11 protein-coding genes are annotated in these 13,056 nt (G+C 63.0%); 4 read left to right on the top strand and 7 right to left on the bottom strand.

Features of this window, described 5'->3' with window-relative positions; all coding sequences use genetic code 11:
* Nucleotides 1–897 (bottom strand): nitrate ABC transporter permease, encoded by an 897-nt coding sequence (ntrB, locus tag GGD65_RS32735; protein WP_179739540.1) that lies wholly within the window; start codon nucleotides 895–897, stop codon nucleotides 1–3.
* Nucleotides 898–958: 61 nt separating this feature from the next.
* Nucleotides 959–2,278: a CmpA/NrtA family ABC transporter substrate-binding protein gene (locus tag GGD65_RS32730; protein WP_179739543.1), complete on the bottom strand. Its 1,320-nt coding sequence runs from the start codon at nucleotides 2,276–2,278 to the stop codon at nucleotides 959–961.
* Between the two features lie 673 nt (nucleotides 2,279–2,951).
* Between GGD65_RS32730 and GGD65_RS32725 the strand changes: the two genes are divergently transcribed.
* Both GGD65_RS32725 and GGD65_RS32720 read left to right on the top strand, forming a co-directional pair.
* Entirely contained in the window at nucleotides 2,952–3,791 is an 840-nt protein-coding gene (locus GGD65_RS32725) for a formate/nitrite transporter family protein (RefSeq protein WP_026202814.1), read from the top strand.
* Nucleotides 3,792–3,851: 60 nt separating this feature from the next.
* Nucleotides 3,852–5,588: a bifunctional protein-serine/threonine kinase/phosphatase gene (locus tag GGD65_RS32720; protein WP_183237993.1), complete on the top strand. Its 1,737-nt coding sequence runs from the start codon at nucleotides 3,852–3,854 to the stop codon at nucleotides 5,586–5,588.
* Between the two features lie 834 nt (nucleotides 5,589–6,422).
* Here GGD65_RS32720 and GGD65_RS32715 read toward each other — a convergent pair.
* Nucleotides 6,423–6,572 (bottom strand): hypothetical protein, encoded by a 150-nt coding sequence (locus GGD65_RS32715; protein WP_177237258.1) that lies wholly within the window; start codon nucleotides 6,570–6,572, stop codon nucleotides 6,423–6,425.
* 389 nt (nucleotides 6,573–6,961) lie between these two features.
* A complete protein-coding gene (locus GGD65_RS32710; RefSeq protein ID WP_018322782.1) occupies nucleotides 6,962–7,879 on the bottom strand; it encodes an intradiol ring-cleavage dioxygenase in 918 nt (305 codons plus the stop codon).
* Nucleotides 7,880–8,038: 159 nt separating this feature from the next.
* On the opposite strand from GGD65_RS32710, the gene GGD65_RS32705 reads away from it, so the two are divergent.
* Nucleotides 8,039–9,313: a serine hydrolase gene (locus GGD65_RS32705; protein WP_183237934.1), complete on the top strand. Its 1,275-nt coding sequence runs from the start codon at nucleotides 8,039–8,041 to the stop codon at nucleotides 9,311–9,313.
* A 52-nt stretch (nucleotides 9,314–9,365) separates the two neighbouring features.
* Here GGD65_RS32705 and GGD65_RS32700 read toward each other — a convergent pair whose 3' ends face one another.
* The 3 genes from GGD65_RS32700 to GGD65_RS32690 all read right to left on the bottom strand — a co-directional run bounded on the left by GGD65_RS32700 (nucleotide 9,366) and on the right by GGD65_RS32690 (nucleotide 12,280).
* Nucleotides 9,366–10,685 (bottom strand): TRAP transporter large permease, encoded by a 1,320-nt coding sequence (locus tag GGD65_RS32700; RefSeq protein WP_092259688.1) that lies wholly within the window; start codon nucleotides 10,683–10,685, stop codon nucleotides 9,366–9,368.
* A complete protein-coding gene (locus tag GGD65_RS32695; protein ID WP_018322779.1) occupies nucleotides 10,682–11,197 on the bottom strand; it encodes a TRAP transporter small permease in 516 nt (171 codons plus the stop codon). The genes GGD65_RS32700 and GGD65_RS32695 overlap by 4 nt, the downstream gene beginning before the upstream one ends.
* Nucleotides 11,198–11,281: 84 nt before the next feature.
* Complete coding sequence (locus GGD65_RS32690) at nucleotides 11,282–12,280, bottom strand: TRAP transporter substrate-binding protein (protein WP_092259690.1); 999 nt, start codon at nucleotides 12,278–12,280, stop codon at nucleotides 11,282–11,284.
* A gap of 359 nt (nucleotides 12,281–12,639) precedes the next feature.
* Between GGD65_RS32690 and GGD65_RS40480 the strand changes: the two genes are divergently transcribed.
* Nucleotides 12,640–12,912, top strand: coding sequence for a DUF1236 domain-containing protein (locus GGD65_RS40480; RefSeq protein ID WP_312017756.1), 273 nt, complete (start codon nucleotides 12,640–12,642; stop codon nucleotides 12,910–12,912).
* Nucleotides 12,913–13,056 lie beyond the last annotated feature (144 nt).

Raw genomic sequence — 13,056 nt, 5'->3', positions numbered from 1 at the left:
TCAGTTCAGCGCGGTGCCGCGGGTGACGACCTTGCCGAGGCCCGCGATCACGCGGTCCAGCACGAAGCCGACGATGCCGACATAGAACAGCGCCAGGATGATCTCGCTGATATGCGAGGAGTTCCAGGCGTCCCAGATGAAGAAACCGATGCCAACACCGCCGATCAGCATTTCCGCCGCAACGATCGCCAGCCACGACAGGCCGATGCCGATGCGAAGGCCGGTGAAGATGTAGGGCGCGGCCGCCGGGATCATGATCTTGGCGAAGAATTCCAGCGGATTGAGCTGCACCACCGCGGCGACGTTGCGATAGTCCTGCGGGATGTTGCGGATGCCGACCGCAGTGTTGATGATGATCGGCCAGATCGAGGTGATGAAGATGACGAAGATCGCCGAGGGCTGACCGTCGCGGAAGGCCGCGAGCGACAGCGGCAACCAGGCCAGCGGCGGAATCGTGCGCAGCACCTGGAATAGCGGATCGAGCCCGCGCATGGCCCAGACCGACTGTCCGACCAGGACGCCGAGCGCGATGCCGGCGATCGCCGAGAGCGAATAGCCCAGGGCAACGCGCTGCAGACTGGCGGACAGATGCCAGAACAGGCCCTTGTCGATGCCGCCATGGTCGAAGAACGGATCGAGGATCAGCTCCTTGGTGTCCTTGAATACTTTCGACGGCGGCGGCAGCGCCGAGCCGGCGCGGCGGCAGACCAGTTCCCAGACCAGCGTCAAAAGCGCGATCACGACCAGCGGTGGGATCACGCGCACGGCAGTTTCCCGCGCCATCCGTGCATAGGCTTCCGTGCGCGGCGGGCGCTTCGGCGTCAGCGCGACGACCGGCGCGGCAACGGCCGCAGGCGACGCGATCTCAAGCTCAATCTTGGTGGCAGGCATGTTCATCGAAAATCCCTCTCCGACTTCAAAGGACGAAGCGGCCGCCTGACGGCGGCCGCAGGCTCCATCAGACTTCGACGCGCTTGATCGCGAGCGACTTCAGATAGGCTGCCGGATTTTCGGGATCGAACACCTTGCCGTCGAAGAAGGTCTCCTTGCCACGCGAGGTGGAGGTTGGAATTTCCGCGGCGGCGACGCCCAGAGTCTTGGCCGCATCGCGCCACATGTCCTCGCGATTGACCTTGGCGATCAGCGCCTTGGTGTCGAAGCCAGGCTCGTACTTGCCCCAGCGGATGTCCTCGGTGAGGAACCAGAGGTCGTGGCTCTGGAACGGGTAAGAAGCGAAGTCGCGCCAGTACTTCATGATGTGCGGCGAGTTTTCGACCACCTTGCCGGGGATGCCGTAGTCGAACTTGCCGGCGCTGCGATCGAGCACGTCCTCGACCGGGCAGTTCATCCACTGCCGTTTGCCCATGATGGCGGCGAGCTCGGCCTTGTTCTCGGCCTTGTCGGCCCATTGCTGGGCTTCCATCACCGCCATCAGCAGCGCCTTGGCGGCCTTCGGATATTTGTCGACGAAGGCGGCGCGCATGCCGAAGGACTTTTCCGGATGCTTGTTCCAGAGCTCGCCGGTGTTGACCGCGGTGTAGCCGATCTTCTGATTGATCAGCTGCAGATTCCAGGGCTCGCCAACGCAGAAGCAGTCCATGGTGCCGACCTTCATGTTGGCCACCATCTGCGGCGGCGGCACCACGATGGTCTCGATGTCCTTGTCGGGATCGATGCCACCGGCGGCGAGCCAATAGCGGATCCAGAGATCATGCGTGCCGCCGGGGAAGGTCATCGCGGCCTTCACGGCCTTGCCGGAGGCTTTCTTCTTCTCCAGCGCCGCCTTGAACGGCGATGCGTCGACGCCGAGCTTGAGATCGGCATATTCGTTGGCGACCGAAATGCACTGACTGTCGAGGTTGAGCCGCGCCAGTATGTACATCGGCGTCGGCTGGTTGTTCTGCGTCACCTTGCCGGCCGAGATCAGGTAAGGCATCGGGGTCAGGATGTGCGCGCCGTCGATGCCGTTGCCTTCGGAGCCGAGCACGAGATTGTCGCGCGTGGTGCCCCAGGAGGCCTGCTTCTGCACGTCGGTGTCGGGCATGCCGTATTTGGCGAACAGGCCCTTGTCCTTGGCGACGAAGAGTGGGCCGGCATCGCTCAGCGCGATGAAGCCGAGCTTGGCACCCTTTACCTCGGGGCCTGAATCCTGCGCGAAAGCGCCGGCGGGGAAATTCAGTTTTGCGGCGGCGAGAAGTGCGGCGGTCGAGCCGGTGGCCTTCAACAATTGACGGCGGCTGAGGCCACTCTCCGAGGGCCGGCGGGTGCGCTTGGTCATAGGCTGTATCGTCCTTTGCGTCGTTGCAGAATTGATGGCGTCAGTGCACACGAGCAGCCCGTCCGTCCGGCGGCGCCGTCTTTGGCGCATGCGAACGCACGACGGGGAGACCCCCGTCTGGTGGCGTCGGCAAGTCGGATGAGAAGTCTCGCGGGACGGCTTCAATGGCGTCGGCATGGAACTATACAAGCTTCATGCCAAGCCCGTCACAGCGAAAACTTATTATATATCAGTACATTAAAGAGACTGCACGCGACTGTCGCAGGTCCAACCCGCATGCGAAAGTTGCGGCCTGCTTAATTCTTGTGCGGCGCACAAACCTTGTGCAACCGATCAAGCAACAGGCCGTCAAGTGCTGTGACGCCGGATCGGGCCCGGATCCATGTTATTGATGTGACTATATTTTTCTTGCCGGACGGCGCGGCACGCAACTTGCTTCTCTATGAACGTCAACGAAGACTGCGGCTCGCCGCATTGTGCAGCCTCTGGCGGCTGCATCCGGAAGCTCAACTGCCTCGCGGCCGTTCCTGGCTTTAGTCCTCGTGACGCGATTCCCAAGGCTTCCAGACATTCCACAGCCCTCGTGCGCGGCAGGCCAGCCGGCACGGCCCATGACGTTGCAGCCGCGCTCCCGGGCGCGTCGATCTCTCTTACGAAGCAAAAGGAACCATTGATGTCGTATCTCGCGCCTTCGGAATTCGTCACCAAGATGGTGGATGCGGGCGAGTCCAAGATCTTCATGTCCACCCGGGATACCATCATCCGCGCCTACATGGCCGGCGCCATCCTCACGCTCGCCGCATGGTTCGCCGTCACGATCAACGTCAACACGGGTCAGCCGCTGGTCGGCGCGCTCTTGTTTCCCGTCGGCTTCGTCATGTTGTACCTCCTCGGCTTCGACCTCCTGACCGGCGTGTTCGTGCTCTCGCCGCTTGCCCTGATCGACAAGCGTCCTGGCGTCACGATCGGCGGCGTGCTGCGCAACTGGGGCCTCGTCTTCATCGGTAATTTCGCCGGCGCGTTCACGGTCGCCTTCATGATGGCCTTCGTCACCACCTTCGGCTTCACGCAGCCGCCGGACAAGGTCGGCACCGCCATCGGAATCATCGGCGAGAGCCGGACGCTCGGCTACGCCGCGCACGGTGCGGCCGGCATGGCCACGCTGTTCATGCGCGGCATGCTCTGCAACTGGATGGTCTCGACCGGCGTCGTCGGCGCCATGATCTCGACCTCGGTCCCCGGCAAGGTCATCGCGATGTGGATGCCGATCCTGGTGTTCTTCTACATGGTGTTCGAGCATTCCGTCGTGAACATGTTCCTGTTCCCGTCCGGCCTGCTGCTCGGCGCAAAGTTCTCGATCCTGGACTATCTGATCTGGAACGAGATCCCGACTGTGCTCGGCAACCTCGTCGGCGGCCTCGCCTTCACCGGCATGACCCTTTACGCCACGCACGTCATGACCCTGCCGAAGCGGCAGGCCGACAAGGCCGCGAAGCCCCGCGTTGCGGCCTGATCAAACACGTCTCGACAGGGGAGCCTCGCCCGAGCAGGGTGAGGCTCCCCTCTCCTGGTGATGACGATGACCCGCGGACTACTGATCTCGGTCGGCCAGCACTCCGACAAGGGCCGCAAGCCGGTCAACCAGGATTTCCACGGCGTCCTGATTCCGGAGGAGCCGCTGCTCGGCCTGAAGGGCATCGCGGCGGTCCTCGCCGACGGCATCTCCTCTAGCACGGTGAGCCAGATCGCCAGCGAGTCGGCGGTCAAGAGCTTCCTGATGGACTATTACTGCACGTCGGAATCCTGGACGGTGAAGACGTCCGCCCGCCGCGTGCTGGATGCGACCAATTCCTGGCTGCACGCGCAGACGCGCAAGAGCCAATACGCCTATGACCGCGACAAGGGCTATGTCTGCACGCTGAGCGCCATGGTCATCAAGGCGACCACCGCGCACATCTTCCATGTCGGCGACTGCCGCATCTACCGCGTCGCCGGCAAGGCGCTCGAGCAACTGACCGACGACCACCGGATCATCGTGTCGTCGGAGCAGACCTATCTCGGCCGCGCGCTCGGCATCAATCCGCAGCTCGAGATCGACTACCTGGCGTTCGAGGTCGAGGCCGGCGACACGTTCCTGCTGGCGACCGACGGCGCCTACGAATTCGTCGACGCGCGCTTCATCACGAGCGCGCTGAACGAGCACGCAAGCGAGCTCGACGGAGCGGCCAAGGCGATCGTCGAGGAGGCCTACCGGCGCGGCAGCGACGACAACATCACCGTCCAGATTATCCGCATCGACGCGGTGCCGCAGCGCGAGCCGGCCGGCATCTTCAATCAGACCTCACAATTGCCGCTGCCGCCGCTGCCAGAGCCGCGCGCGATGTTCGACGGCTACCGCATCGTCCGCGAGATCCACGGCAGCAGCCGCAGCCACATCTATCTCGCCGTCGATGTCGAGACCGAGGAGCCGGTCGCGCTCAAGCTGCCGTCGGTCGATTTGCGCGACAATGCCGCCTATCTCAAGCGCTTCCTGATGGAGGAGTGGATCGCGCGCCGGATCGACAGCCCGCACGTGCTGAAGCCGCTGTCACAGTCGCGGCGCCGCAATTATCTCTATGTCGCGACCGAGTTCGTCGAGGGGCAGACCCTGAAACAGTGGATGACCGACAATCCGCGCCCCGATCTCGAGACGGTGCGTGGCATCATTGAGCAGATCGCCGCGGGCCTGCGCGCCTTCCACCGCATGGAGATGCTGCATCAGGATCTCAGGCCCGACAACATCCTGATCGACAAGACCGGCACCGCGAAGATCATCGACTTCGGATCGGTCAGGGTCGCGGGCGTCGCGGAGGCCGCGCCACGGGACGAGGCCGACGAAATCCTGGGCACGGTCCAGTATACGGCGCCGGAGTATTTTCTCGGGCAAGGCGGCTCGCCGCGCTCCGACATGTTTTCGCTGGCGGTGATCTGCTACCAGATGCTGACGGGAAAGCTTCCCTACGGCGCCCAAATTGCCAGGATCCGGCGTAAGGCGGACGTGCGGAAGCTCAAATATCGCTCCGCGGACGACGACCGCAGCGTGCCGGCCTGGATCGACGGCGCGCTCCGCCGCGCGCTTCATCCCGATCCCTACAAGCGGCACGAGGACCTGTCCGAATTCGTCTTCGAGCTTCGTACGCCCAATCCGGCCTATCTGGACACGCGGATCACGCCGCTATTGGAGCGCAGCCCGCTGATGTTCTGGAAGCTGACCTCGGCCGCTCTCGCCTGCGCCGTCGTCGTGCTGCTGGCGCTGCTGCACGCCCGCTAGGGCCGAAGCGTCGACTCTTGACGGTCATGCGGGAACTTTATCGAGCTCTCCCCAGATCAATCCTTTGTCGGACGCGTCCATCGGCGCCGACTATCCGCCAGCGTGATAGCGCCTGCAGCCACTAGGACAATGATGATGACCGTAGCAAGCGCCTCCACTGACGCCAGGGTGTCGTACCAGCTGTTCCAAAGCTCAAGCATGCGCTGACCTCTATCGAGCGCCGCCCATCAGCGATAGAATACACTTTCTCAAAAGGACGCGCCTTCGCGCGCAAGTACAATGCTGCGTTTCGTCGCGTGCCTTTTGATCGCGCGGCAACGTGACCCATGCCGGGGCCGGAATAACGAGCGAACGTAGTTTGCGGTCGCCGCGTAGTGAGATGGGCCGCGGCTATGTCGAAGATGTTGACCAACTGTGAAGTGGTTTACATCCTTAGGTCTTGGCTCGAGCTAAAGTGACGAAGGCTTCTTGCTTTGAAGGAGGCATCCAATGCTCGCGGCAATCAAATGGAACTCCCGATATAACGCTCGCGAATGGGTGATGAAGGCCGGGGCGCTCGTCGTCCAACTCCGCGCACCGAATGCAAACCGACAGAGCGGTGAGAGTAAGTCAAGGCGGCCACTCTGGAAACAGTTCGACGACACCCATCATTGGGACTCAACCGCGGAGGAATGGGTCCCAAACCCTGATCGGTGATCGTGCAACGCATCGTGCGCGCACCGGCCGAATTCCGAGACTTCAAGATCCGCGTCGCTGACGGGCCCATCTAGCGGTGAGGCCGCGTCTTGAGTTTTGTTTGCCTGACATCCGTATCACGGACAGACGCGGTCGGCCCTACGGGGCTTGATCGTAGGCCTGCAGGATCCTGACAAAATCAGCCATGCTGGATCGATCCTGGTTTTCAGCGATAGCCGCAATCTGAGTATTGGACGCGGGTCGGCTTCCCTGCCAGAACCGCATCAGGAGATCGGCGATGTTTCTCATGGCGTACTCTCTGCACCAACCATGGCAATCAGCAGCAATTGAGCAGCAAAGCGCCGGTTAGTTCGGGAGAAGGGCCGGCGGGCGCTACGCCGCCGGCCTTGTCCCGCAACTGCCGGCTCGCAGACCGGTTCCGTTGCTTTTCACTCTGGATGCATCGGTACCACCAAGCACCTGGTCGGCGCCATCGCGCGCAGGTATGAAGTGACCATACCTAGGTAGACTTGGGTGGTGACTCGGGATCAGTCGACCAAGTGCCGGCTTAATCGCTGGTAGGTTGACGACTTCCGTGGATGGCCCAACTCCGAACGCTGAGGTCCGTTATTGTGCCGCTATCGGAAACACAGCGGACGTCGTACGCGCCCGGAGTGCCGCAGCATCCCGGCGGGCCATCAGGCCCGCTCCACAGCCTTCACACCAAGCGGCGTCGGCGCCATGCCGCCACCGGGCTTGAGGTGGAATTCATAGCTCATCAAATGCCACTGACCGTCCGCCTTGGAGCCGTCAGGCATCGCGGGATCGTTGCGCGGCTCGACCTTGGCGACGAGATCATCCTTGACCCCGAACACCACGTCGGAATCCAGATATTTGTCGCCGTCCATGAAGACGTGCGTGATCAGCGGCTCGTATCCCTTCGCGTTGACCAGGAAGTGCACATGCGCCGGGCGCATCGGATGACGCTTGGTCTGCATGATCATCTCGCCGACCGGGCCATCGGTCGGGATCGGATAGCTGCACGGCAAGATGGTACGGAAGAAGAAGCGGCCGTCGTCATCGGTGATGAAGCGCGCCCGCGCCGAAGCGCCGACCTCGTCATAGTTCGGCTTCTGGGAATCGTAGAAGCCGTCGTCATCGGCATGCCAGACGTCGACGGGGACATTGGCCAGCGGCTTGCCCTTGAGATCGGTAACGCGGCTCTGCACGAACATCCGCTCGCCGGTTTGATTGTTCGGCGAGATGTCGGTGCCGTGCGCGGTCACCTTGTGCTCGCCGACATAGAACGGGCCGAGCACGGTTGTCTGGGTGGCGCCCTCGCGGTCGCGATGGTTGACCGCGTCGACCAGCATGGAGACACCGAGCACGTCGGACAGCAGGATGAACTCCTGGCGGGTGTCGGTGCATTTCTGCCCGGTGCGGGTCAGGAAATCGATGGCGTAGTCCCATTCTTCGAAAGTGAGACCCGTCTTGCTCACGTAATCGTGCAGCGACTTCACCAATTCCTGGAGCAGGAATTTCGCGCGCGGATCGGGCGTGCTGTCGAAGCTTTTGACGACGGCCTGGGTGAGATCAGTCTCGTTGAACTGGGTCATGATGGTTTGCCCTGCGTTTTCTCATTGGCCCCGGGGGGGCCTGGAGGCGTTCCAGGGGCCAGCCTACACCAGCCGGCCCGCTCGCGTTAAGCGCGAGCGGCTTGGAATGGGGCCATCATTTGGCTATCAACGGACCGACAAAACTGCCCGGAGGAACTGATGCTCGCCCCCACCCCCGCCTCGCCCGAATCCGTCGGCATGTCCAAGGCCGCGCTCGACCGCATCGATGCGCATCTGAAGAACCGGTACATCGATGCCGGCCGCTTCCCGGGCACGCATCTTCTGGTCTACCGCCGCGGCAAGGTCGCGCACAGCTCGGTTCAAGGCTTTGCCGACGTCGAGCGCAAGCTGGCGGTCAAGGACGACACCATCTACCGCATCTATTCCATGACCAAGCCGCTCACCAGCGTCGCCTTCATGATGCTGGTCGAGGAAGGCCTGGTCGCGATCGACGAACCCGTCGCCAAATTCATTCCGGAATGGAAGGATCTCGGCGTGTTCGTCGCCGGCACTTCGCCGGCCTTCCTGACCCGTCCGCCGTCCCGGCCGATGCTGATCGTCGACCTCCTGCGCCACACCTCCGGCCTCACCTACGGCTTCCAGCAACGCTCCAATGTCGATGCCGCCTACCGCGCCGAGAAAATCGGCGAGGTCGAGAAGTCAGGCACGCTCCAGACCATGATCGAGAGCCTCGCAAAAATCCCGCTGGAGTTCTCGCCGGGCGAGGCCTGGAACTATTCGGTCTCGACCGACGTGCTCGGCTATCTCATCGGCAAGATCTCCGGAATCCCCTTCGAGCAATTCCTGAAGCAACGCATTCTCGACCCGCTCGGCATGACCGACACCGATTTCCACGTGCCTGCTTCCAAGGCCCACCGGTTCGCCGCCTGCTACTCGGCCGACCCCGGCGGCGGCATGACCTTCCATGCCGGCCAGCGGCGCGAGGGCCTGACGCTTCAGGACGACCCCGCAACGAGCTCATTCCTCACCCCGCCCTCGTTCATCTCCGGCGGCGGCGGCCTCTGTTCGACGGTCGCCGACTATCTCACCTTCTGCCGCGCGCTTCTCAACGGCGGCGAGCTCGGCGGCGTCAGGCTGATCGGGCCGAAGACGCTGGCGCTGATGACCAGCAACCACATTCCGGGCGGCGGCGCCCTGCCCGAAGTGTCGCGCTCGCTGTTCTCCGAGGCCACCTATAACGGCATCGGCTTCGGCCTCGGCTTCGCGGTGACCATGCGCCCGTCCGAAACGCTGATCGCCGGCAGCCCCGGCGAATACAATTGGGGCGGCGCGGCCACGACCTCGTTCTGGATCGATCCGGCCGAAGAGCTGGTCGCGATCTTCATGACGCAGGTGCTGCCGTCGAGCGCCTACCCGATCCGGCGCGAGCTGCGCAGCATGGTCTACGCCGCGATCACCGAGAGCAATCTGTAACCAATCCAACCGATCCCGCGGCCCACCGCCGCGGGATCGCGCCATCAGACGCTCATTTAAGCATCTCCGGCACGATCAGACGCGGCAGGAACAGCGACACGCTGGGCCAGACGATGACTGCCGCGAGCACGAGCAGCATCGGAATCAGCATGATGACCGTGTCCTTCAGCGCATAGCGCAGCCGCACGCCCGCGATCGAGCAGGCGATCATCAGACACAGACCGTAGGGCGGCGTCACCAGTCCGAAGGCCAGCGACACGATGGAGATGATCGCGAATTGGACCGGATGGAGATCGACCGACTTGGCGAGCGGCTCCAGCACCGTGCCGACGATGATGATGGCAGGGATGGCGTCGAGAAAGCAGCCGACCACCAGAAAGCAGAAGGAGATGAAGAAGCCGGCCGCAACAGCGCCCATGCCCCATGTCGAGACATTGGCCAGCAGTTCCTGAGGGATCTTGTAGTAGGCGAGCAGCCAGCCAAACGCACTTGCGGTGCCGACGCAGAACAGTGCCACGCCGGCGAGGCGCCCGGTATCGAGCAACGCCTTGTACAATTCGCGTAGACCCGTCTCGCGATAGAAGAATGCTGAGAGCACGACAGAATAGAGCACCGCAACACAGGCGGACTCGGTCGCGGTGAACCAGCCGAGCAGGATGCCGCCAACGATGATGAACGGCGTCATCATGGCCGGTATCGACCGCCAGATGGCGCATCGCATCTCGACCCAGCTTGCCTTCGGATAGGTCGGGTAGCCGCGGCGCACCGCGTAGACATGCACCGTCGCCATCTGCGCACCCGCGATCAGCAGGCCCGGCACGATGCCAGCCAGATACATCGCCGCAATCGAGGTCGAGATCAGCCCGCCCCAGACGATCATCAGGATCGACGGCGGGATGATTACCGCCAGAACCGCCGACACCGCCGTGATGGCAATGGAGAACGAGAGGTCGTAGCCCTCCTTGGTCTGCGCATCGATGAAGATCTTTGACTGGCTCGCCGCATCGGCGGTCGAGGAGCCGGAGATGCCGGCAAAAAACACCGACAGCACGACGTTGATTTGCGCCAGCGACCCCGGCCAGTGACCGACCATCGAGCGCGACAGCGCCACCAGGCGGTCGGTGATGCCGCCGATGCTCATCAGGTTCGCCGTCAGCAGGAAGAACGGCACCGCCAGCAGGATGAAAGAATTGTACGCATTGAAGGTCTCCTGCGCGAGCGTCATCAGCGACAGATGCGGCTCGATCAGCAGGATCGGCACGCAGGCAAGGCCGAGCGCGAAGGCCACCGGCACGCGCACGATGAGCAGGCCGATGAAAACCCCGAACAGCACCATCGCGGCCTGTCCGGCAGAGAGTACATTGCCGCTCATCGCCCTGCCCCAACCAGAATGCGCATTTCATCGACGATCTGTTCACCCGCGAAGACGATCCACGTGACTCCGGCAACGGGCCAGGCGACGTGAATCAGCCAAAGCGGCAGATCGGCCAGTTCCGAAGTCCTGTTCCAGGCGAAGCGAGTGAACTCGAGGCCGGCCGATACGAACACCAGCGCCAGCGCCAGTATGCCGAGCCGCGCGAGGATTCGCACTGCAGCCTCCGACCGCCGCGACAAATCGGGCCACACATCGACCTCGAAATGCTGCGCTTCGCGCACGCCGACCATGGCCCCGATCATGATCGTCCAGACGAACAGGAAGCGGGCCATCTCCTCCGTCCAGATGTAGGACGGAATGAAGGGAGTGTAGCGTGAGATGATTTGCAGCGTGACCGGAACAACCAGGACGCCGACGCAGACGGCCAGCAGGAATTCCAGCAGCTTCGCATAGGCCGCCGAGACGCGACGCCACAGCGACGGTGTGGACGGGACGGGCATTTCAGACATTGGGGCTCCGTGCAGCAGCTCATCCGCCAGCTCCGGGCAAGAAGCGGGGCTTGCCCGGAGATGCTGTCGGCGGACGCAAAGACCTCAGACGACGTTGATCTTCTCGAAAATGCCCTCCGCACCGATTTCCTTGGCGTAGGTGGCCATCACGGGGTCGGCGAGCTTCTTCATGGCGTCCCGCTCCTCGAAGGGAACGCGCTTGAGCTTGCCGGCCTTCTCGAGCGTGTCGAGCTTGACGACCTCTTCGCTCGACTCGAGCTGACGGCCGTAGTCGCCGGCTTCCTTGCCGGCCTTCATGATCGCGTCCTGCAACTCCTTCGGCAGGGTCTTCAGCGTCTTCACCGAGAAGCAGATCGGCCGGATCGACACGGCGTGCTGGGTCAGGTTGAGATGCGGAGCGACTTCGTAGAACTTCATCGCCTCGACGCCGGCCGCCTCGTTTTCGCCGGCCGATATCACGCCGTTCTGGATCGCGTTGTAGATCTCGTTATAGGCGATCACCGTCGGGCTCATGCCGACCGCCGCAAAGGTCTTCGACCAGATAGGCGCGCCCTGCACGCGAACCTTGAGTCCCTTGAGATCGGCGAGATTCTTGAGCGGCTTGTTGGCGAAGATGTTGCGGATGCCGCCGCCGGCATAACCGATCAGGACGACCTCGGCCTTCGCCGCGACCTCGTCAGCGATCGGCGCCAGGATGTTGGCCTCGACGACCTTGTTCATGTGCTCGATGCCCTTGAACACGAAGGGCGCGTCGATGAAGGGGGCCGCCTTGGCGAAGGTCGACATGTGAGCCGGCGAGACGATGCCGTAATCGACCGCCTTGCCCTGCGACATGTACTCGAAATACTGCTTCTCGAGGCCGAGCGAGGAGTTCCTGTGCAGGGTGAAGTTGACGGGCTTGCCGTAATACTTCTTCACCAGCTCCTCGAACCGGAGCAGTGCCCGGTTGAAGGCGTGGTCGTCGTTGAACTGGACCGCGCCGTTCAGCGAGATCGGCGCTTGCGCCCTGAGGATCGACGGCATCCCAATCGTAGCCGCCGCAGTGGTCGCACCGATACCAGCGAGAAATGACCTTCGCTTCATCGTCTCCCCTCCCTTTGATGCTCCGGCCCTGTCGCCGGGCCGTGAGCGCAGCCGGTATCCGGCTTGCGAAGGGGAAGGGTATGAAAAACGTCGGCGGGACGGAAGTCATTTCGCGCGCGCTGGAGGTACTCTTCGTCGCAGGGCTAAGCGCCCACCACCTGTTGCACTGCAACTCGCGCCCCTGCCGGCGCGGGCGGGCTGTATGGGCACAGTCGCACTCCCGGAGGAGGCGGACCAAGAGCGGACCTGTGCGCTGCCCGCACGGACCCGCTCGCCCGCACAGCCCACAAGATCAATACTGGCATTTGTCATCCTCCTCAGTTTGACGTGCAGACCTTCACTTCGCGCAATCCACCGTGGTGACCACCACCGGAACCGATCACGCGGCAACGGTTCAGATCGAGCCGCAATACCGGACCAGGATCAAATCCTACGTCACCGAGCATCACCTTCGCCCGATCACGACAAAGGAAAAGATCATCGTCGGCGCGACCGTGCCGGGCGACGTCGAGCTGGAGGCCGTGCCGTCCGATTGGGGTCCCTCGCTCACCAAGTATCGCTACGTGTATTCCGGCGATCGCGTGATGCTTGTGGACCCAGGCTCGCGCACAGTGGTTCAGGAAATCGATTGATCAAGTCGTGAGGCGGCCGTCTTGAAGGCGGTCGCCAACCCGGACTTAACCCGCATTGAGAGGCCCGGATCGCCACTCCTGACCGCACTCCGCATGAGCTGAAGTGCGGGTATCCCGGACTGCGCTGCAACATCTCGTTGCTCG

The sequence above is a fragment of the Bradyrhizobium sp. CIR18 genome (genome assembly GCF_014198295.1).
In the GTDB taxonomy this organism is placed as follows: domain Bacteria; phylum Pseudomonadota; class Alphaproteobacteria; order Rhizobiales; family Xanthobacteraceae; genus Bradyrhizobium.
The sequence above is the reverse complement of the archived record's forward strand: the minus strand, read 5'-3'. Positions and strand labels throughout refer to the sequence as shown.